Origin of the sequence: Bacteroides sp. 4_1_36, assembly GCF_003466325.1 — a bacterium.
GTDB lineage: Bacteria > Bacteroidota > Bacteroidia > Bacteroidales > Bacteroidaceae > Bacteroides > Bacteroides uniformis.
Genome location: NZ_QSOX01000011.1, coordinates 47,380 through 69,454, shown reverse-complemented (window position 1 = coordinate 69,454; position 22,075 = coordinate 47,380). Strand labels below are relative to the sequence as shown.

General features: G+C 40.5%; 20 protein-coding genes. 11 read left to right on the top strand and 9 right to left on the bottom strand.

Annotated elements, in window-relative coordinates; genetic code table 11:
• Positions 1–23: 23 nt before the first annotated feature.
• Complete coding sequence (locus tag DXD65_RS12040) at positions 24–815, top strand: META domain-containing protein (protein ID WP_005831757.1); 792 nt, start codon at positions 24–26, stop codon at positions 813–815.
• A gap of 81 nt (positions 816–896) precedes the next feature.
• Here the strand turns inward: DXD65_RS12040 and DXD65_RS12035 are convergent, their stop codons facing one another.
• Both DXD65_RS12035 and DXD65_RS12030 read right to left on the bottom strand, forming a co-directional pair.
• Complete coding sequence (locus DXD65_RS12035; protein ID WP_005831755.1) at positions 897–1,472, bottom strand: Crp/Fnr family transcriptional regulator; 576 nt, start codon at positions 1,470–1,472, stop codon at positions 897–899.
• Positions 1,473–1,525: 53 nt separating this feature from the next.
• Positions 1,526–2,926 carry an MATE family efflux transporter gene (locus DXD65_RS12030; protein ID WP_057089578.1) on the bottom strand — a complete coding sequence of 467 codons (1,401 nt, stop codon included), beginning with the start codon at positions 2,924–2,926 and terminating at the stop codon, positions 1,526–1,528.
• 445 nt (positions 2,927–3,371) lie between these two features.
• On the opposite strand from DXD65_RS12030, the gene dnaK reads away from it, so the two are divergent.
• The 9 genes from dnaK to DXD65_RS11980 all read left to right on the top strand — a co-directional run bounded on the left by dnaK (position 3,372) and on the right by DXD65_RS11980 (position 12,328).
• Positions 3,372–5,291 (top strand): molecular chaperone DnaK, encoded by a 1,920-nt coding sequence (gene dnaK / locus DXD65_RS12025; RefSeq protein ID WP_005831748.1) that lies wholly within the window; start codon positions 3,372–3,374, stop codon positions 5,289–5,291.
• 203 nt (positions 5,292–5,494) lie between these two features.
• Positions 5,495–6,040, top strand: a complete 546-nt coding sequence (locus DXD65_RS12015; protein ID WP_117740245.1) for a helix-turn-helix domain-containing protein — start codon at positions 5,495–5,497, stop codon at positions 6,038–6,040.
• Complete coding sequence (locus DXD65_RS12010; protein WP_117740244.1) at positions 6,037–7,299, top strand: site-specific integrase; 1,263 nt, start codon at positions 6,037–6,039, stop codon at positions 7,297–7,299. The genes DXD65_RS12015 and DXD65_RS12010 overlap by 4 nt, the downstream gene beginning before the upstream one ends.
• A gap of 311 nt (positions 7,300–7,610) precedes the next feature.
• Positions 7,611–7,964: a methylation-associated defense system helix-turn-helix domain-containing protein MAD1 gene (mads1, locus tag DXD65_RS12005; RefSeq protein WP_032570065.1), complete on the top strand. Its 354-nt coding sequence runs from the start codon at positions 7,611–7,613 to the stop codon at positions 7,962–7,964.
• Positions 7,961–8,560, top strand: a complete 600-nt coding sequence (locus DXD65_RS12000; protein WP_032570066.1) for a BT4734/BF3469 family protein — start codon at positions 7,961–7,963, stop codon at positions 8,558–8,560. The genes mads1 and DXD65_RS12000 overlap by 4 nt, the downstream gene beginning before the upstream one ends.
• Entirely contained in the window at positions 8,511–10,313 is a 1,803-nt protein-coding gene (locus DXD65_RS11995; RefSeq protein WP_117887669.1) for a DUF3987 domain-containing protein, read from the top strand. Before DXD65_RS12000 ends, DXD65_RS11995 begins: the two co-directional genes overlap by 50 nt.
• Positions 10,314–10,414: 101 nt before the next feature.
• Positions 10,415–10,783 (top strand): MobC family plasmid mobilization relaxosome protein, encoded by a 369-nt coding sequence (locus DXD65_RS11990; RefSeq protein ID WP_032570105.1) that lies wholly within the window; start codon positions 10,415–10,417, stop codon positions 10,781–10,783.
• The gene (locus DXD65_RS11985; protein WP_032572205.1) at positions 10,767–11,666 is read left to right on the top strand and encodes a relaxase/mobilization nuclease domain-containing protein; all 900 of its coding nucleotides are present in this window, start codon (positions 10,767–10,769) and stop codon (positions 11,664–11,666) included. The genes DXD65_RS11990 and DXD65_RS11985 overlap by 17 nt, the downstream gene beginning before the upstream one ends.
• Positions 11,666–12,328, top strand: a complete 663-nt coding sequence (locus DXD65_RS11980; RefSeq protein ID WP_032570071.1) for a hypothetical protein — start codon at positions 11,666–11,668, stop codon at positions 12,326–12,328. Before DXD65_RS11985 ends, DXD65_RS11980 begins: the two co-directional genes overlap by 1 nt.
• A 22-nt stretch (positions 12,329–12,350) precedes the next feature.
• On the opposite strand, the gene DXD65_RS11975 is transcribed toward DXD65_RS11980, so the two are convergent.
• The 6 genes from DXD65_RS11975 to DXD65_RS11950 all read right to left on the bottom strand — a co-directional run bounded on the left by DXD65_RS11975 (position 12,351) and on the right by DXD65_RS11950 (position 20,198).
• Positions 12,351–12,863 carry a very short patch repair endonuclease gene (locus tag DXD65_RS11975; RefSeq protein ID WP_032570072.1) on the bottom strand — a complete coding sequence of 171 codons (513 nt, stop codon included), beginning with the start codon at positions 12,861–12,863 and terminating at the stop codon, positions 12,351–12,353.
• Positions 12,864–12,956: 93 nt separating this feature from the next.
• Positions 12,957–14,786, bottom strand: coding sequence for a hypothetical protein (locus DXD65_RS11970; protein WP_032570073.1), 1,830 nt, complete (start codon positions 14,784–14,786; stop codon positions 12,957–12,959).
• 98 nt (positions 14,787–14,884) lie between these two features.
• On the bottom strand, positions 14,885–17,086 hold the full coding sequence (locus DXD65_RS11965; RefSeq protein WP_032570074.1) for a DUF2357 domain-containing protein: 2,202 nt from the start codon (positions 17,084–17,086) through the stop codon (positions 14,885–14,887).
• A 26-nt stretch (positions 17,087–17,112) separates the two neighbouring features.
• Positions 17,113–18,942 (bottom strand): McrB family protein, encoded by a 1,830-nt coding sequence (locus tag DXD65_RS11960; protein WP_032570075.1) that lies wholly within the window; start codon positions 18,940–18,942, stop codon positions 17,113–17,115.
• Complete coding sequence (locus DXD65_RS11955) at positions 18,939–19,970, bottom strand: DNA cytosine methyltransferase (protein WP_005816356.1); 1,032 nt, start codon at positions 19,968–19,970, stop codon at positions 18,939–18,941. Before DXD65_RS11955 ends, DXD65_RS11960 begins: the two co-directional genes overlap by 4 nt.
• Before the next feature lie 15 nt (positions 19,971–19,985).
• Positions 19,986–20,198 (bottom strand): helix-turn-helix transcriptional regulator, encoded by a 213-nt coding sequence (locus DXD65_RS11950; protein ID WP_005816358.1) that lies wholly within the window; start codon positions 20,196–20,198, stop codon positions 19,986–19,988.
• A 322-nt stretch (positions 20,199–20,520) separates the two neighbouring features.
• Between DXD65_RS11950 and DXD65_RS11945 the strand changes: the two genes are divergently transcribed.
• Positions 20,521–21,345, top strand: a complete 825-nt coding sequence (locus DXD65_RS11945) for a restriction endonuclease (RefSeq protein WP_032570107.1) — start codon at positions 20,521–20,523, stop codon at positions 21,343–21,345.
• 10 nt (positions 21,346–21,355) lie between these two features.
• Here DXD65_RS11945 and DXD65_RS11940 read toward each other — a convergent pair whose 3' ends face one another.
• The gene (locus tag DXD65_RS11940) at positions 21,356–22,075 is read right to left on the bottom strand and encodes a hypothetical protein (protein ID WP_117887691.1); all 720 of its coding nucleotides are present in this window, start codon (positions 22,073–22,075) and stop codon (positions 21,356–21,358) included.

The window sequence follows — 22,075 nt, the reverse complement described above, 5'->3', positions numbered from 1 at the left end:
ATTAACTTAAACAACGAATAACAATGAAAAAAGTATTTGTTTCCCTATGCATGGCAAGCGTGTTGATGGGCTTGTCTTCTTGTGCATCAACCAAAAATGCCGCAACTCTTTCTTCCATCAGCGGTGAGTGGAATATTATTGAAGTGAATGGTACTGCCGTAGTCCCTGCTCCGGGTCAGGAATTTCCCTATATCGGTTTTGACACAAAGACAGGAAAAGTATTTGGCAACAGTGGTTGCAACCGTATGATGGGTTCGTTTGACGTGAATGCCAAGCCCGGCACGATTGACCTTGGCGCTTTGGCAAGTACCCGTATGGCTTGTCCGGATATGACTGTAGAAAATAATGTGTTGTCGGCTTTGAACAAAGTGAAAAAGTATAAGAAGCTGGGAAAGGAAAATATAGCTTTATGCGGTGCTTCCAATCGTCCCATAGTCGTGTTGCAGAAGAAAGAATCCGTTTCCAAGTTGTCTGATTTGGAAGGAAAGTGGATAATTAGTGAGGCTGCGGGCGAGGCTATTCCCGACGGAATGGAGAAGCAGCCGTTCATTGAATTTAATATTGCAGAAAAGCGCTTGCACGGCAATGCGGGTTGCAATCTGATTAACGGCGCTTTCCAGGTTGATGATGAAAACCCGTCGGCAATCTCTTTCCCGCAAGTTATCAGTACCATGATGGCATGCCCTGATATGGAGGTGGAAGGCCGTGTGCTGAAAGCCTTGAATTCCGTTCAGTCTTTTGGCAAGCTGGCAGGCGGAGGCATCGGGCTGTACGATGCTGACAATAACCTGGTGATGGTGTTGGTGAAGAACTGACAAGATAGGTTGAAATAAAAAAGGCTCTTACAGAAATAATCTGCTAAGAGCCTTTTTTGCATCTTGACATAAAAAGGTCTTTTACTTTTTCTTTAATCCTGCGCGTATCCGGCTCAGGGATTGCGGAGTGATGTAGAGATAAGAAGCCAGATACTTGAGCGGTACATCCTGCAGCAGTTCCGGATTCTCTTCCATCAGCGTCATGTACCTTTCTTTGGCAGTGGGAGGGGTGCCGTAGGCTACTGTGGAACTGTCTACCGACAGAATTTCCCGCTCAAAGATTCTTCTGCCGAAGTTGGCCATGTCTATGGAATGCGAAAAAAGGGCTTCCAGCTCAGGCTTACTGATACAATAGGCGATGCTTTCATTCACCGATTCGATGTTGATGAGGGAAACCTCGCTGTCCACATATCCCCACGATGAGAAAGCTGTGTCGCCCGGTGCGGCGAACCAAAGGGAGTTTTCCGTGCCGTCTGTCAGGTAGTAGGCGCGCCAGATGCCTTTCTTCAAAAGATAGAAGTTGCTGTTCCTTTCCCCTTCGCTGATAATGAGTTCTCCCTTGCTGAAACGAACTTCTGCCATGTGTGACAGAAGTTCGTGCAAAGTGTTTTCCGGTAGTTTATACTTCTTGCAGAATTTCTTTATCATAGTTTCCATGCTGCAAAGATAGTGTAAACCGAAGACAGGACTTTTATGCTTGCATGAAAAAGTTATGTTGGGGTACAGCCCATCTTGTCTAAAGATACGGATTTTTCTTTATGCTCCTTTTTCCCGGATATGTAAATCACGAGGATAAAGAGGGTTGTCAGCATTTCTGCAAGAGGAGTGGCAAGCCAGATTCCCCGGTCTCCCAATAGCAGGGGCAGTCCGAAAAAGCAGGCTGTCAGCAGGATAAAACCACGCAGCAGGGTGATAACTGTGGCATACTTGGCACGCTCCACACTCTGGAAATAGCCGATGGATACGATGTTGACGGCAAAGAACACGAAGCCGGTGGCATACAAAGGCAACCCTTTTACCGCTATGTCATAAGCCGGATAACTGCGGTCTATGAACATGCCGACAATTTCAGGGCTGCAGAATATTGTGGTCAGGGCAAAACATACCCCGCAGCCTATGGCCGTTTTCAGTGCCAGCAAGTAGGCGCGGCGGACACGTTGGCTCTCGTTCAGGCCGTAGTTATAACTGATAATCGGCTGTGCCGACTGCGCAATGGCATTATATACCATAAATATAATAGGAAAGAAATAGCAGGCAATGCTGAATGCCGCCACTCCGTCTTCCTTCAGATAATGAATGAACACCTGGTTGCCGACAAACATCATGCAGGCAATCGCCACCTCGCACAAGAAGGCGGAGGAACCCAATCGGCACATATAGCCAATGTTGCGGCGCATCAGTTGCATGCTTTTCCGGCTCATCTTAATGGGGTGGAAGCGCAGTGTGCACTGGCGGCGCAGTAGATAGAATACTACCATCAATGCGCCTACCGTAGTGCCTATAGCACTTGCCAATGCGGCACCGAACATTCCCCAATCAAAGGGGAAGATGAACAGATAATCCAATAGGATGTTCAGAACGGCAGCCACCACATTGCACATCATGGCGAAGTTGGGCGAACCGTCCAGCCTCAGAAAAAACATACCCGAATTGAGCAATGCCGTGAACAGAGAGAAAGGCACAAACCAAAGCATGTATTCCACAGCCAATGGCGTGAGCCGTTCAGACCCTCCGAGCAGCTTTACCACCTGTGGGGCAAATGAACAGAATAGGGCGGAGGTGCACATCAGCAACAAGGAAGATATGACTACCGACTGCGTGATATTGATGCGTGCCACCTTGACCTTTCCGTGTGACAGATGAATGGAGGCTACCACAGAGGCGCCGACGCCGAACATAAGTCCCACACCCGTAGAAAACAACCATAGCGGTGCCACAATGTTGACCGCCGCCAAAGCATCACTGCCGATTCCTTTTCCGACAAAGATGCCGTCGGTGATAACGAATAGTGCGGAGAAAATCATCCCCAGTACAGTAGGGAGCAATAGTTTGCGGAACAATGTCTTGATGTCCGTGTTCTTGAAGTCGATACTGTCTCTCATTTTTTCCATACTCATCTTATTTATTTCTTTAATATGTGAAAACCAATCATTTCCGTTGCTACGATTAAGCCCAATGTTAACTAATCCTTAATCGTTCCACTATGGTGGAACGATATTTCCCTCGTGGTGGAATGATATTTTCTCCACGGTGGAACAATATTTCCTCCATGGAGGAACGGTTAAAGGTATGCAAGGGAAATGATTAATGTTGTTCATGTTTTATCATCTCTGATTCGGGCGACAAAAGTAGAGCTTTTGAATGGAATGGAAATTAACAAATGGTAATTTCCGACAGAAAAAATGATTTTAATTCTGCCAAACTGACAGATAAACTGCCACAAGTATAAATCTGCGGCTGCTCTGAACAATTTGGCACAACGTTTGTCTTTTTATTGGCGTCTGCCACTGAGGCGGACGTCGAAACAGAATAATAACAAATAAAAAAATAACGATCATGGGAAAAATTATTGGTATTGACTTAGGAACAACAAACTCTTGCGTTGCAGTATTCGAAGGTAACGAACCTGTAGTAATTGCAAACAGTGAAGGCAAGCGCACCACTCCTTCAGTAGTAGCATTTGTTGATGGTGGCGAACGTAAAATCGGTGATCCTGCCAAGCGTCAGGCTATCACGAACCCCACCCGTACGGTTTTCTCCATCAAACGTTTCATGGGCGAAAACTGGGACCAGGTACAGAAAGAAATCGGCCGTATGCCTTATAAAGTAGTAAAGGGTGACAACAATACTCCGCGTGTAGACATCGACGGACGTCTCTATACCCCGCAGGAAATCTCTGCAATGATTCTGCAGAAAATGAAAAAGACTGCCGAGGATTATCTGGGACAAGAAGTGACAGAAGCTGTAATTACCGTCCCCGCATACTTCTCAGACTCCCAACGCCAGGCTACGAAGGAAGCCGGTCAGATTGCAGGTCTTGAAGTGAAGCGTATTGTGAACGAGCCGACTGCCGCAGCTCTTGCTTACGGTATTGACAAGTCTCACAAGGACATGAAGGTTGCCGTATTCGACCTTGGTGGTGGTACATTCGATATCTCTATCCTCGAATTCGGTGGCGGTGTGTTCGAAGTATTGTCAACCAACGGTGACACTCACCTGGGTGGTGACGACTTCGACCAGGTAATCATCGACTGGCTGGTTCAGGAGTTCAAGAACGACGAAGGTGCCGACCTGACTCAAGACCCGATGGCTATGCAACGTCTGAAGGAAGCTGCCGAGAAGGCTAAGATAGAGCTGTCCTCTTCTACAAGCACTGAAATCAACTTGCCGTACATCATGCCCGTAGGCGGTGTGCCCAAGCACTTGGTGAAGACGTTGACCCGTGCCAAGTTCGAGGCTCTGGCTCACAACTTGATTCAAGCTTGTTTGGAGCCATGTAAGAAGGCTATGAGCGATGCTGGTCTGAACAATGCGGACATCGATGAAGTAATCCTTGTAGGTGGTTCTTCACGTATTCCGGCAGTACAGAAGTTGGTAGAAGATTTCTTCGGTAAAGTTCCTTCCAAGGGTGTGAATCCGGATGAGGTGGTGGCCGTAGGTGCTGCCGTGCAAGGTGCCGTTTTGACGGACGAAATCAAGGGCGTTGTATTGTTGGATGTTACTCCGCTTTCTATGGGTATCGAAACTATGGGCGGTGTGATGACGAAGCTGATTGATGCCAACACTACCATCCCCTGCAAGAAGAGCGAGACATTCTCTACTGCTGCCGACAACCAGACGGAGGTTACCATCCATGTATTGCAGGGTGAGCGTCCGATGGCTGCGCAGAACAAGTCAATCGGCCAGTTCAACCTGACAGGTATTGCTCCGGCACGTCGCGGTATTCCTCAGATTGAGGTAACGTTCGATATCGACGCCAACGGTATCTTGAAGGTGTCTGCCAAAGATAAGGCTACCGGTAAGGAACAGGCTATCCGTATCGAAGCTTCCAGCGGTTTGAGCAAGGAAGAAATCGAAAAGATGAAAGCCGAAGCCGAAGCCAATGCCGAAGCAGATAAGAAAGAGCGTGAGAAAGTAGACAAGTTGAACCAGGCCGACTCTATGATTTTCCAAACCGAAAATCAGTTGAAGGAACTCGGCGACAAGCTCCCTGCCGACAAGAAGGCTCCGATTGAAGCTGCTTTGCAGAAGCTGAAAGATGCCCATAAGGCTCAAGACCTGGCTACCGTAGACTCTGCCATGGCCGAATTGAATACGGCATTCCAGGCTGCAAGTGCTGAAATGTATGCCCAGAGCGGTGCTCAGGGTGGTGCACAAGCTGGTCCTGATATGAATGCAGGGCAACAAGGCGGTGCTCAGGATAATACAAAGCATGGCGATAATGTGCAGGATGCTGACTTTGAGGAAGTCAAATGATTCCGATAAGTAAACAGATAATAAACGATAAGCAAAAGCGTGCAGCTCAATGAGTTGCACGCTTTTTGCGTTTATGGGGTTCATGGTTGCTATGTGTTTTCTATGGGCTTTTTTATCTCTTATTTGCGACATGTTTGCGACACGTCTTATTTGGCGATAAGGTACAACTTAAATTGATATAAACCATTTAAAACGAGAAGAATATGCCAAGAGGAAATTACATCATTCAAAGAAGTTGCGAGGAGTGCGGTAAAATCTTTACTCCTCCGACATTAGTGTCGAAGTATTGTTGCCCTGCTTGTTCCAAGAGGGCGTATAAGAAAAGACAAATCGCAAAAGAGAAAGAAGCGATACGCCAAGCACTGATTAGACGAATACCATCCAGTAAGGGGTATCTAACCGTAAAGGAAGCTATGCTGATTTACGGAATTAGTAAAGACGTTCTTTATCGTATGATACGGCAAGGCTTGATACCGTCATACAATTTTGGTCAGCGTCTGATACGCCTTAGTCGGCAGTATATGGATGAACACTTCAAAACAAAGGCAGGGAGTAGAAAGAGAAAAAAGGAGGCATTGTCCTTTGAACCCAAAGATTGTTACACCATCGGAGAGATCGCAAAGAAGTTCCATATCAATGACAGCAGTGTGTTTAAGCACATACGCCGTCATTCTATTCCTACACGCCAAATCGGTAACTATGTTTATGTTCCCAAATCTGAAATTGATAAATTGTATAAGTCGTTATGAAGAAAGCATTACCCAATACCAAAGTGACCGTCAAACTCAGAAGGTCGAATTATAAAGAAGAGTGGTATCTGATTATAGAGTCATACCCAGTGTATAAGCGAGGTTCTAAACGAGCAAGCCGTGTGGTGGAATCTATCAACAGAACTATATCCACACCCATTTGGGATAAGTCATCCATAGCACGAATCTTGCCGGATGGAACATTCAACTATAAGCCTAAACGTGATTTGAATGGAATTATCCAATGCCGTTCAACGATAGACCAAGAGGCTTGCATCTATGCCGACAATGTGCGGAAGTTACGGCAGCATGAATACGATAGTGCCATCCTATACACTGATAAGGAAAACGAAATCGCTGCACAGAATGAGCGGAGCGAACAGGATTTTATCAAGTATTTCAATCGTATTATAAGCACACGTCATCCCAATAGTTCCGATTCGATTATAGTCAACTGGAGGCGTGTAGGTGAATTATTGAAAATGTATTCACAAGGGCAACCAATTCCATTCAAGGCGATTTCCGTTAAACTGCTTGAAGATATAAAGATGTTCCTTCTCCGTGCTCCAATGGGAGGGAATAAGAAAGGTACTATCTCACAAAACACGGCATCAACCTATTTTTCCATACTTAAAGCTGGACTGAAACAGGCGTTCATTGATGAATACCTGACCGTTGATATAAGCGCGAAAGTAAAGGGAATAACAAACATTGAGAAACCTCGCGTTGCGCTTACCATGGATGAAGTGCAAATGTTGGTTGATACTCCTTGCAAGGATGATGTTTTGAAACGTGCGTTCTTGTTCTCTATTCTCACTGGATTGCGGCATAGTGATATTCAAACTTTGAAATGGAAACAAATTCAGCAAACAAGCAAGGGCACATGGCAAGCAGTCGTAATTCAGCAAAAGACAAAAAGGCCCGATTACAAGCCTGTCATTCAACAAGCACTTCAACTATGCGGCATACGTCCAGACGATGATGAAGCACTTGTTTTTGAAGGATTGACTGATGCCTCTTGGATTTCTCGTCCGTTGAAAGTCTGGATAGAAGCATCCGGTATCAAGAAGCACATCACCTTCCATTGTGGACGTCATAGCTATGCTTCGCTGTTGCTGGAAAATGGCGTTGACATATACACCATCAAGTCTTTGATGGGACATACAAACGTCAAAACCACGCAGATTTATACGCACATCGTAAACGAACAAAAAGAGAAAGCCGCCAATACACTGCATATAGAAAATTTGGATTTATAGATTGTGGTGGTTGTATCCACCATTGAGCACCAATGACTTATGTAATTCCAATCATATACTTACCACCGTTTACCCCTCATGAAGCATCGGCTTTTTGAGGGGTATTTTGTAGATTGAAGCTTTCGATAAGGAATGTGTTGGTCCCAATAGTGGTTTATTCCCCTTTTATTATGTCTTCCAATAAATTCTCGTATTAATGAAACTTAAATCTGTTAGTGGTAAATGAGCGGTTGATTGGTGGCGGTCAAGCACCTATTTAGCACCTATAAGCATCCCTATACTTTTGCGGCATCAACTTAAATACGAAGAAAATGGCTTATAAAGTAAATTCGTTGGAGGAGATGCCAAATGCGTTGTCCTACCTGATTGAGTCTGTAGAAGCACTACAAACCAAAGTAAATGCCTTGCAGCATAAGCAAGCAAGTAATTCACCCAAGTGGATGGATATAGACGAGCTTTGCGCTTATCTGCCATCGCATCCAGCCAAGCAAACGGTTTATGGATGGGTATCAACCAAACAGATTCCCGTACATAAAATAAATAAAGCGTTGGCTTTTCTGCAATCTGAGATTGACGATTGGTTGAAGAACAAATCGCATAAGACACAAGATGATTTAATGGAAGAAGCCAAACGATTTGTCGAATCTAAAAAGATTATCAGATGATGGAGACGACAGACTATTGTTTTTCATTCTTTCGCAAGCCCATTCAAAACATCGAACCGATAAGGGCGGTAGGTATTGTGGATGTGTATCGTTATATCATCGGGCATTATGCCCAACCACAAACTGAAGCCCTGCGTTTGATGATGTCTTCTTCCGAAGCTAAAAGATACAAAGCCACTCATTTTGACTATTGTACCTTTTCGGGATTATTCCGCAAGCGTAATGAGAAGGAACTGATTATGCACTCAGGATTGATGTGTTTGGATTTCGATCATGTGGATAACATAGGGGAGTTAAAACAGCAACTACTCAACCATGAGTATTTTGATACAGAACTGTTATTTGTCAGTCCATCCGGTAATGGATTGAAGTGGATAATACCTGTTGACTTGAAAGGCTGGGAACATTCCCGGTACTTCAAGGCTGTTGCCAACTACATCAAAGCGACAGGTTTGCCATTAGTGGATATGTCTGGCAGTGATGTGGCTCGTTCATGCTTCTTACCTTACGACCCACAAGCATATATTAACCATAAATACAAAGATGATGTCGAAGAAAATATTTTCCGCCCAAGATTGGGAAAATGTCCCTTCTGAAATACAGCAAATACATACGCCACGTATTGCCCCTATATATAATAAGGTGGAGGATGATGTGGAAAGTGTTGTTCGGGAGATAGAACAGTGTGCCATTGATATAGCTCCTCATTATAAAGATTGGGTGGAGTTGGGTTTTGCGCTTGTAGATGGATTGGGAGAGAACGGGCGGGAGTATTACCACCGCATCAGCAGGTTTTACCCTACCTATCAAAGGGAAGAAACGGATAAACAATATACGTATTGTCTGCACTCCAAAGGGCAAGGCATTACTATCCGTTCTTTCTTCCATTTGGCAAATCAAGCCGGAATCTCATTGGCTCCGTTCAGTAAAGAGTATTTATCCATTTTACCAAATATCCAAAATGGTAAAACGGGTAAATGGATAAAATCAGAAGAAGAACTTCCTGTATTTCCTGAATGTGTGTTTGAGCATCTTCCTCCTTTTCTAAATGAGGTTGTCAATAATTCCATTTCAGTAGATGACCGTGATACGATACTGATTGGGGCTATTGTGTGTTTGTCGGTCTGCTTTCATAATGTTTGTGGCGTGTACGATGAACGTATTGTTTATCCGAATCTATATCTGTTCGTGGTGGCAGATGCCGGTATGGGAAAAGGAGCATTGGCCTTGTGCCGAGAGCTTGTAGCTCCCATCAACCGTAATTTGCATGAACTTTCCAAACGATTGGAACAGGAATACAAAGAAGCGATGAATACTTATATCAAAGGCAAGAAAGATAGCAGACTGTCTATGCCTGCCGAACCGCCCATGCGAATGCTTGTCATTCCTGCCAATAGCAGCGCAAGTTCTTTCCTGAAGATATTGGGAGATAATGACGGAATCGGATTGTTATTTGAATCGGAGGGTGACACGTTAAGCCAGACTTTGAAGTCTGACTATGGTAACTATTCCGATGTGTTGCGAAAGGCATTTCACCATGAGTTGGTAAGTTTGAGTCGGCGCAAAGACAGGGAGTATTGCGAAGTAGCTAATCCGAGAGTTTCGGTAGCTTTGGCTGGAACTCCAGAACAAGTACGACGATTGATACCTGATGCGGAGAACGGATTGATGAGTCGCTTTTGTTTCTATATTATCCGCTTCAAACGAGGTATAAGAAATGTGTTTGCCACAAGCGACATTTCCCAATCCAAGAATGCCATGTTCAAACTGTTGGGAGATAAATTCTGTCATTTGCATGAGGAATTTGTACGGCAGGGTAATTATTCCTTTTCTCTTCCCTCTGATTTGCAGGAACAGTTTATTGAATATCTCAGTCGTGTGAATGAGGAATGTTGTGACGAAGTGGATAACAAGATGCAAGGAGTAGTCAGACGGATGGGACTGATTGCTTATCGTATAATGATGGTGTTGACCGCTGTCCGACATTTGGATAATGTGATTCACAAATCTTCTTCTGACGAGACTGTACAATTGGTTTGCCATGAGTTTGACTATTCCATAGCCATGAGTATTTGCGACACCCTGCTTTATCATGCCGTATTCATTTATCAGAATTTGTCAGGAAATCAGTTTAAACGATTCAATACCGTTTCGCAAGAGACAGGCGTTTATGCACGAAGGAACATCCTTTATAATATGTTACCCGATACTTTCACAAAGAAGGATTATGATACACTGGTTTCATCTTTGGGCGAAAATGGAAGTACGGCAAACAAGTGGATAGAAGCCTTTATCAAAGATGAAAAACTAAGCCGAATAGAACAAGGGAAATATAGGAAGATTTTTTGAGTGGCAAGTTTGTGTTTTAGTGTCACTAAAACCTATGCGGCAAGCGGATAGAACTGCCACTCTCAAAAAATCAATTTATGAACATCAAAGTTAAGATAAGTATGAAGGAAAAGAAACTTGGTGGTCGCCCTAAGTTGGCGAGTTACCAGAAACGCACGAAATGTTTCCGGGTTATGTTTACCGAGAACGACTACATTTATATCCAATCCAAAGCGGAGCAGGCAGGCTTGTCTGTCAATGAATTTTGCCATCAGGCAGCAATGGATTGTCAAGTCTGTCAACGCATCAGTCCTGAAATGGCATCGGCAATCCGTGACCTTTCCGGAATCGCCAATAATGTCAATCAGATAGCCCATCAGATGCACACTTATGGTTTGGAAGCAGTCAAGCAACAATGCTTTTCAATCATATCAGAAGTCAGTAGAATTATCACCCAAGTAAAGAATAACAATCATGATAGCAAAGATTAAAACAAGAGCAGATTTCGGAGGAATAGTGAATTACGCCAATGACCAGAAGAACAAGAAGAAATGTGCCACACTTTTAGCACATGAAGGTGTCTGTGCCATCAGCAATAAAACCATAGCTGATTCGTTTCAGATACAAGCGTCCATACGCCCGAAAGTAAAAAGTCCGGTGAAACACGTATCACTTGCTTTTTCTTCGCAAGACATTAGCCGTTTCCTCGATAACGAAGAAGGAGATGCGCTGATGGTGGAGATAGCCAAGAAATGGATGGAGCAGATGGGGATTCGCAATACTCAATATATCATAGCCCGACATCACGACACGAAACATCCTCATTGTCATTTGGTGTTCAATCGGATAGACAATGACGGTAATCTCATTTCTGATAGCAACGAACGGATACGAAATGCAAAAGTCTGTCGTGCTTTAACCAAAGAGTATAAACTTTACTTTGCTCCTAAAAACAGCAAAGCGAGAAATAAGAGCCGTTTGCGCCCTCATCAATTACGGAAGTATAATCTTCGTTCCTCAACTCTTGATGCGTTGGCGGCATCTCGCTCATGGCATGACTTTTTGGACATTCTCAAAGGTCAAGGTATAGATATGCGTTTTAATAGTGCAGATAACTCTGATAAAATTCGTGGTATATCATTTTGTCAAGATGAATATAGCATAGCCGGTTCTAAACTTGACCGTGATTTGAGTTTTAGCAGCCTTTGCGTTACGTTGGGCAATGTGGCAACGGAGCTGATTGTTCAACCTCATCAAGCCATAACTTCCGTTGGAGCTGGAGGAACAAATAATGAACAAGGATGGCGAGACGACAAAGACAAGGATAACCAAAGAAACGAACCTTTTTATAAACCCTCAAAACGTAGAAGATAATGAAAGAAGATGTAGTAGCAGCAAATCTCGCGAATTTGCGCCAAAGTATCAACGAGCTAAAAGAGTGTATTGAAAAACAGAATACTACAGTTCCTAAACCAAAGCAATCTGTAAAAATGGACTTTGACGAAAAGACCATTTATAATGGAGTCGCCAAAAGTTTCTGTTCCTGTTGGAATGATGCGTTATCAGTGGTGAAGAAACATATCTGGAAGCAGCAACCTGATACATTGCCATTTTCGCTATGGTTTCCGAAGCTTATTGAACTATTCAAGCAGAAGTCTAAATTTCTTGAATATCTTTATAGACACGTTTGCGATTACAATCTCAATCGTATGACTATTGAAGCAAATACCGATTGCATATTAAAGCGGCAGGACGAGATACTTGCGAGAATCAATGAATTGAAAAATCCAGTAACGGTTATTCCACCCAATATCAATGGGATGTTTATACATGGATATCATATTAAGCTACGATATGTTGTGGCCTTCGTTGTCGTTATTCTAATGTGGACTGTTGCTGCTTCTATTAGTAGTATGAAATATAAGGAAGAATCCTTTGCACATTATTCGATGTATCGGGCGGTGAAAGAACAGCATCAGTATCAGCATTTGATGGAAGCGGATCATTCACAATCTAAGGTTAATAAAGAACGATGAACATTCTATGGGGCATATATCATTAGGGTGTTTTTCCATATGGAGTTTCTGGTTCTGCAACCATAAGACTATCGTTAGTTTCCGCTATTTGGTAAGTTCTAATTTTTCTATCTTCAAGGAAAATGTGATTTAATGTATACGCTAAAGAATCAAGTGTTTCCATGCGGACTTTAGGCTTTAGTTGACATTCCCAAATCGTGATGCAATGCCAGCCCATAGCAGCAAGTTGGCATTGCTCTTTTTTATCACGTTCTTTGTTTCGTTCTATTTTCTTTTGCCAAAAATCAATGTTGGTTTTAGACGGACGAAAGTATTTGCATTTTTCATGACCATGCCAAAAACAACCATTTACAAAAATGACAGTTCGATATTTACGAAGTACTATATCGGGATGACCGGGAAGGCGTGGATGATTGAGCCGATAGCGGAAGCCACGGCTAAAAAGGAATTTCCGAACCAATAATTCAGGTTTTGTATTCTTTCCTTTTATAGCGGACATACAACGATGACGTTGTTCTTTTGTTAGTTTATCCATCTAAAATAGTATTATCTATTAACACTTTAGTCTTTGCCTCTTGGCTGGTATGGCTTCTACAACTTATAAAATCATTAAAGTTTTGGTAATTTCCTAGTCTTTACAAAAAATACGGCAATTTAAATCTGCTTCTTTGCAAGTAGAAATAAATCCGCTCAATAACCAAACAAGCTGCACAACATTATTTTTCTGTTTTAGCGGCTGATTATTCTTTATTTTATCAAAAGCCTCGGCTAGTGCAGATTTAGATAGATAATTTACAGCAAGGCAGATTTCCTGTACTTTATTGGGATTATATCTCAATTTTTTATACAACCTTTCATAATCTGCCGGCATTCCTATTCTACATTTATTTATATTGGTTCCATTCCATTTTCCATTCATTCCTTTCATTTTCTCTTGAATGGTATTGTCATCGGGATTCATATTGCCTATGTTTTTTATAGCTTGACCGATTACTTCTTGAAACTTGGATGCAGAAAGAGTTGCGCTTCCATCATTGCATTTAGAATGAATGTAAGACATTGAATTTTCTCTGATGGCTATATGGTCTGCCCATTCGTTACCCAAATCATCGCACAATAAGAAATCCGCATCATTAAATATTTTCTTTTCTACAACATTAAACATTGAGCCTATTTTAAAATCTGTACTTGTTGCGTCATATCCATCACCCTTTTCGCTTGTGACAGCAGCAATCTCATTCATCGGATATAAAATAGAAAGAATCGATTCAAAATCTTTTTGTATGCCTACATTCATATAAAGCCTTTTGCCCATATATATGTATGAATAATTCGAAAAACCGACAGAAAAACATCCCAAGTTGTTCATCAAATCAATAATTTTCACGTATGTCCCATCGTCTTCACAAAAATACAAAGAATCAAATAAATTACCACATGCCACAATCTTCAAGCCTGATTTCATCTTTTTTACACCAATATTACGTTTGCCCTTTTTCCTATAAATATCTTTTTCTTTCTCATCTAAAGTAAGACACTTCATACCAGAAATTATGTATTTTGCAAAGATGTTTGTTTTTGCAAAATATTCTTCTTCGCCTTCCTTTTTCAAAAAAACATCCGTACAGTGAAGTTCCTGAATATAAGAATTAAGTTTAAATATATCTATAAGTAATGATACCGGTTCTAATTTATCTTGCTGTTTTTTCCATGATTGTGGTTTGGCAAAACGTGAAAAGAATGATTCTTGTGGAATATATGAATCAATTTTTGTAATTAAAACATTCATCCACTCCAATAACTCTATTAAGTTTTTCTTAGTTCCAAATTTTGTCAATCGTGAGGTGTTTATGTTTACAGTACATAAGCCATTAGTATTGGCAAATCGTGCTGTATTAACAACTGTATGATTAGAGCCAAACATTGGCATCGTGTTTTCCAAACTGTTGGCTTCATAAGATTTGTTGCGCATGGCATTCTCGTTCATATTCATATTGCTTAATTTCATTTGCTGAAAAACAGTATCATCGTCAACCAGTACACCAGCTAAAGTATCAGTTGGTATGGAAGTTAGGCTATTAATGAAAGAGCTAATACGTGATATGTTTTTTTTGACTAGAATAATATAATCGTTTATTTCCACAATAAGCAAATATGCTAATCTGTTTTCCATTAATTTTTTTGGAAAATTTTCTTCTTCAAAATCTAAAAAAGAGGGGTAAGTTGCGAATTTGAAAACAAGCAAAGAATAATAGATTTCCTGTTTGTTGGGTACATTCACTATTTCTCTCTTACGACAAATCTTTGTAAATAGTTCGTATTCGATCTCAGTCAATACAGAATTAAATACCTCTTGAATTCTATCCTTTCCTACTTCAAGTTCGTTTTTTTTATAGAAATAAGCGCCTTCATTTAATACTAAATGATCGCACAAATGTAATTTGTCACAATTTCTCATTTTGTCTAGAATTTAAAGGTTTGTTGAATATACGACCTTTTGAAATAAAATTTATCTGATGTAATCATGGTCTGGTAATAGTATGGTGAATGTACATTTTAGAATTTATCAATTACTACCCACTTTTCTATTTCATCAAATGTCGTGTCAATAAATGTATAGCTAATCATCTTATGAGTATCTATCGGTCGATAATCGTCAAACAGCTTCCGGCTGAAACGCAACTCAAACGCTAATCGCATGTCGTCTGTAGCATCTTCTCCTTCTGTTTGCTTTGCTTCCTTTCCTGTAATAGTCCTTACACGGACAATTTCATATATATCACGAACTCCCTTACTCTTTATATAAGGTATAAAGTAATGAAGGTCATGCAATGAAATGGTCGTGGGGAACTTAGGTCCTGTATGGTATAAGGTGGCATTGCCATCAAGGAAACTTTGTGTGTATCCCGGTCGTGAACTGTTTCCTACTAAACCGATAAGGAGGCGATTGGGCACTTGCAATAATGCACCTTTTTGCGGTATTACCTTTGATATGGTCTCATACGATTTGGTTAGAATAAGCTCTTCTATGAATCGTTCCAGTAACTGCCTGTTATGCGTGTCTTTGGGGCGAAGCGGGAAAGCTCCAATGTTTACTTCGTCTATAGTCTTGCGAAACTTGGATTCTGCCACTACAGCCGGTTCGCCATCACCGGGAAACAGGATGTAGCCGCCAATTACTTCCTTCTTCAAGGCATCCGACTGATAATCTTTGTAATAGATGGCATCGCGATATCTGTGCATCTGGTTGATAGCATCTTCCGGTGGAACGTCCACACCGTTTTTGTCTTTCCCGTCAATACGATATTTCGCATCAAACAGGTAAGTCATTTTCATTCCTTCTTGCAAATCGTTCTTGGTAAGTTGCAACACAATGTCCGGCTTTTGGGGGACAGTTGGCACAGTCCAATCTTTTATACCTGCCGATAAGTTTTCTCGCTCCGTACTCTTTGGATTATAAACAAGTTCTGCCAATTCTATATCGTCTTTCTTGAAAAGTATGCGTGAATGTTCACCTTTACCCAAATCCCATGTAAATAGTCCGTTCATTTCCATGCGATTCCTGTGGTCTATATCTTCATCAGACAAATGCAGTTTTTCTTTCACTATATGGCTTACTTCTATGAAACACCATATTTCATACAGTGTTGCAATGTCTTTGGTTTGTAAACGGTATATGCCATCATTCAGAGAATAAGAGCGGTGAAGCAGACTCCATGTGCGATATATCTGACTATATCCGGTAGCTTTTTGTAAAACCAGACTTTCTTGATTCATCCCCTTGTAATTTCCTACGGTACGGAAGAATGGATTTCGTTGCAAGTGTTTTAGCGTTGCCAATGTGGCTTGCATATCCTCTTTCATCACATCCGAGGCATTCTTTATCGCTTCTATACGCTTCTTCAGGATCTCGTATCTATCGGTAATCTGTCCAAGCGCAAATTTCAAGAATCTATTTTCCTTTGTATCATTTGTCCACACACGTTCTTCCACACGATATAGATGCGAACAGTCTGCCCGATGTTCCGCCAGTTCGTTTTCTATGCAAGAGGGAACAAATGTCAGCTTATCGGCACGTTTGTAAGTCTCTTTTCCGTGTAAACGATGTCTTGGGCGGTCAATAATGTTTTTGCAGGCCTTGATGAATTTCTTTTGCTCATTGGCAAATACGCTCCACCAGATTATTTCCGGGGTCTCTCCGCTTGCATCGGGCGAAAAGCCATGAAAGGTTCTTCGCATATAGTCGAGCGAAAGCATTCTGTACTCTTGTTCAATATCCTCTATAATGGCTTTCCAATGCTCGTGATAGTTGAGTTTTGTACTCAACACCTCAAAAGAGAAGACAAAACTGCGGGTTTCTGCTCCCACTTGGTATATGAGTTGTATTTCACTGCGTCCGACTTCATTGCCATAATTCAAGAAACCTGCCAATATCTGTCTGCGAAAAGTGAATTTTTCATTTTCACTTTGGAGAATAGAACCAAACTGAGCCTTTTTCACATAGTCCTTGAATTCCACCCAAATAGGATAATCGGTGTTGTCGAAAAATATGGCGGGAGCTTGTTGGCTGTTTTCAATCGTAATTTCTTCTCCGATATAGTTGCTCAGGATAACAGATGATACGCCTTCTGACCAAGAATAAGTGGAGTGTAAGCATTCTTCTCCAATATTACTCTTGGCTTTATGCCAAATGTCATCGAATTTTGCACATTCGACAATCATTTTAAAATCCTGATGCTTTATGGTAAGCAGTTCCATCGTCCTTTGCGAATATCTGATTGTTTTTAACTCCAGAAACTTGTATAGCCGGATGACAACCGTTCTTGCATCTCTTTCAGCTTGGCTATGGAAACAGATTCTATTTTCTTATCTTCTCCAGTCAATGCTAACAACTGCGCTTCGATAGTAGTAATCATCCTTTCAAGAAGTGAATGCTTGACTTTTGTATCATCACCTTCTATTCGCGACAAGATTTTCATGCTTGTTATCTCATCCAATGCGGTTGCTATGACCTCATCCTCACTGAACTCGTTTCCGTTTTCATCCATATTGTAAGGTAAATTGTTTACCACATAAAGTAGGAATTCGTTCCGCGTGCGGTAGGCGACCTTGAACGGCGTGCCATTAAGAACGTCATTCACTGCTTGCAAATAAGCCAATACCTTATTGCAAATATCCTCGTTGTCGACATATACATCCACACCTTCTACGGCTATACCGATAAGCATATCGCTATTCAGTTTACCAATGCGTTCATATTTATTGTCCAATCCGGCATACAAATCTACTTCATTCATTTCTATGGTCATGGCACGGTCAAGTACCTTACGGGAGAATGAGAAAGTCGTTTCATCCATATTTACCGTGCCCACTACGATTAGGTTCTGTGGAATGGTGATACCTTCTTCCAAAAAGCGGTTTCTTAATGCTTCATTGTTTCCTGTCAGTTCGGCCGTTAATACTCGATACCAATCTTCTGTGCTTTTTTTCAGGATAGGGTCTGTAGTAATCGTACCGTCTTCATTGCTTTTACGAGATTCTATCACACTAAGGAATTCCGCAAAATATTGTTCTACCGGAGCAAGGTTCATTTCATCCAGACAAAGGAAATGAGGTACATCCAAGTTTTCCCAAGCCTTTGTGATAAATCTTAAGAAATCGCCAATCACATATATGGGTTTTCCGCTGACACGACTCACATATCCTATCAGTTCTGTAGAATCATGCCAATTGGGTTTTACCTGAATCATCTCAAAATTCTTAGGTTTCTGAGCTTTATATTCAGTGGAATCTTCGTCCCAACACGCACGGGCCAATTCACGGACAATACGGCTTTTGCCCGTACCGGATATACCGGCAAGCAAAAGGAAGGGTTTGGTCTTGATGGCGGTAATGTAGGAGCGGTAATTAGAATATTTGTTTTGGCTAGTATGATCTATGCTATTAATAGATTTTATGGCATTACCATAAAGAGACAGGTAGTCTGATTGTAAAATAATAACATAATCTGTAATCTCTAATCCTGCATATAATGTTTGAACAAAAGGACCACGGCTTATTTCGCCAGGAGCTGCTACAACACTTCCTTTCTTTGCATCAATATTTTCTTTGGACACATCGACGCCAATAGCATTCAATTCTGCTTTGAGTACAGTTTCAGAATATAAAGAGTCTGTAAACTCAATTTCTTTAGAATGAGTGTTGAAACTGTTTGAAATAATGTTTAATGGGATGTTGAACTCTTCTGCAAACTTTTGGAGAATTTCTTCCTTTGTCATATTGTCTTCAAAAGAATTTCTCCTATATGCCCAAATTGCTACATCATAGATATTGGGAGTGTGTCTTCCTTGATCATTAAAATATTTATCCCATTTATTTGAGAATACAACGTACAATACACGTCCACTACTGTATCGTTTTTTTGCTTGACTCAGATTGAAGATGTTTTCAAGAAAGCTTGATACTTCGTCAAGATTAACCTCATAAGGTACGGAGGGGCAAATACTGCTCTTGCATCCTTTCAATAGAGCCAAATATCCCCAAGACTTATTGGTCATACAATCTTGAAAGCCTTTGTAGGCCTCGACTACAGATTTTACACTTATGAATTTCATTTTTCAAGAGTTTTTTCGTAAGTTTTAATCATATTATTCATTATCGTTACGATAATTGGCACACTAACAGAGTTTCCTAACTGTTTGTATGCTTGTGCATCGGACACAGGGAACACAAAGTCATCAGGGAAGCCTTGAAGTCTTTTTGATTCAAGTACAGACAACTTTCTGCGGATATCCCATAGTTTTGGTGTCCTATTAGCTATAATTGTAGAAGCATATGTGTCAAGACAGGAATAGAATGCTTCCTGAATTTGTGTTTTAGCTGGATCACCAACATGAAATCGCAAAGAACCGTCTGCCTTTTGAAAAGAAAAAACGCCATATTTTCCTTTCTTCGTATTTGGCTTATATTTTGAATTGTCATGTTGGATTCTATCACCAGGCTTGGCATTTGCAAAATGATAATCTATTCTGTCCAATTCAAATTTAGGAATAGCCAAAGATGGATTCCTATCATTCATGTCTATAATGTCACGCAATACGGGATGCCCTTTTACAGGCTTAGGCCATTCAAAATCGACTTCGGTTCTAAAGGCTACGCAATACCATCTTTCTCGTTTTTGAGGAAGACCATAATCTAAAGAAGACAAAATAGTCCAATGTGGGTAATAACCAAGCTTCTTTAGAGTGTCCAAAACAGTCTGGAGTGTTTTGCCATTATCGTGAGATTTCAAACCTTTTACGTTTTCAAGAAAGACCATTGGTGGTTTATGGTATTCTAAAATTCGACATACATCAAAGAACAGAGTACCTCTTACCTCATCATTAAAACCTTGTTTTTCTCCTGCATAACTAAATGGTTGACATGGGAATCCCGCTGTTAAGATGTCAAAACTCGGAATGTCTTTTTCATTAACAGCCTTTATGTCTCCTGTTGGTACTTCATGAAAATTGGCTTCATAGGTTTGTTGGGCGAACTTATCATTATCAGATGAGAATACACACTCTACCTGACTACTGTTCATGGCAAGCCGAAAACCGCCTATGCCACAAAACAAATCTATTCCTTTATATTTTTTTCTCATTGATATCTGTTCTCTTTACTTATTATCTTTTATTGACCACAATAAATCCTTCGTATCCACTTCAAGGACTTTTGCGATTTCCACTAAAGTCTCCAAGTTCGGTTGCATGGTATTTGTACACCATTTTGAAACAGTTCCCGGGTCTTTTCCCAACTGTTCTGCTAACCATTTATTGGTGCGTTTCTTTTCTGCTAAAACCACCTTCAAACGATTTATGTCTTTACTCATACGTTCTGTGATATGTTTTTGAATGCAAAGGTAATCATTCTTTTTGTATTATCATCTTATAATTGTGTTCATATGATTATATGATGATAAAAAACGACTTTATATTGTTGTATATTTCAATTATATGGTTGTCTGTAGTTGACTGTGGTTGTCTCTTGACTTAAAAAGTGTATTAGAATTATCTACAATTTATACAACTTATTTCATGTTATCCAATGGATCTACTAAAAGATATTTACTCGTAAAGTGCGTCTATAAAAAGAAAAATCGTATCTTTACATATGTAATATGGTTAATTTATGAAGTTAATTTGATGCGAAATATGAATGCTAACATAGAATATGAGAAATTTACCCAAGAAATTTATCAAGAATTAGTGAACGCTGATGTCGTAAAAAGTACAAAAGTCAAACATAATATAAAGATTCTTGGTAAATCAGGACAGAAACATCAAATAGATGTATATTGGGAGTATGAAATAGCAGGAGTATTACATAAAGTTGCTGTTGAATGCAAAAATTATAACAAGCCTATTCCAATTAGTAAAGTTCGTGATTTTTATGGTGTGCTATCGGATTTAGATAATGTATCTGGAATTATGGTTACAAAGATTGGTTACCAAGAGGGGGCTAAAAAAATTGGCAGCCATTATGGTATAAGTTTAAAAGAATTGAGAACACCCAATCAAGGAGAAGCTATTGTTGCAGAAGTAAAAACCTGTATAAATGTATCAGTCAGACATTGTCTTTTTGAGGTGGATGATATATGGGCAAAAGAAAACGGTTTAGATCTTCAAGCATATAGAGAACGATTAGATTGTCTAAACTTTCCTCCAAAAGAGAAATGGCTTCATTCCATTTATATTCCTTTGCAAGTTAAAGACAGAAGCATCTGTAATGCGAAAGGAGAAATTATAGATACATTGGATAATTTAGAAAATCAGTTACGCCCAGATGAAGACCATATTTTTTCTTTAGAGAATTCCTATATAGATACCCATTGTGGCTTAGTGAAAATTAGAGCAATAAAATATGAGTATGAACAAAATAACAAAACGATGAATATATCTATTGACGCTCAAGAGTTTATCAAGGCTATCCTAAAGGATGCTTTGAATGGGGAAATTAGATTAGTTGCTAAACGCTAGTGGTACGGTTTCAATGTGGAACTAATGATTTTATTTCTTTCTCTCTCCTCTCTTTTACTCTTTCCCATCCCGGCATCTTTTTAGCCAATACACTTTCTCCTGCAGGAAAGTAAAGCGGAAAAACCTGAGATAAGAAACTTACAATATCACTACGCTTCTTGCCCATGTTGAAAAAGACGGAACAAACAAAATACATAAGATCTTGCTGACTACATGTAGCTTTGAGTTGAATGGTTATTGAGGGAGTGACTATCAAACCGTGTTCTGCAAATGCGCAAGCACTGGCAAGAACAGCTTTCTGTTCTTCTTCGGTAAACATCTTTATTTTCCCTGCCAACCATTCAAGTTCTCTTTGCTGAAGTGCTTGTTGCTTCTCGTTCTGATGTTCCAATAGGATTGCTATATTTTCTTGTTGCTTTTCGGTCAAGGCATTTTCCAATGCTTGATTTTTTCGTTTAAGGACATTGAATTTCAGCAATGCGGCAATGTACATACAGAAATAACCTACTGCAACATCGAATATCAGAACAAGCAGATAATTGCTGTTTGAATTTTTTGTATTCTCAGCCATATACTCACTGATAGGGATAACAGCTAATAGCATGATAATGGCTATTGCATAAAGCACTCTGTATCGCGTTTTATGGTTTACCTGTGGCAAAGAGGCAAACAGAAAGGCGATAATCAAAACGGCAATTATTGCACCGAAAGGTATGAAAGATGTTCCCAT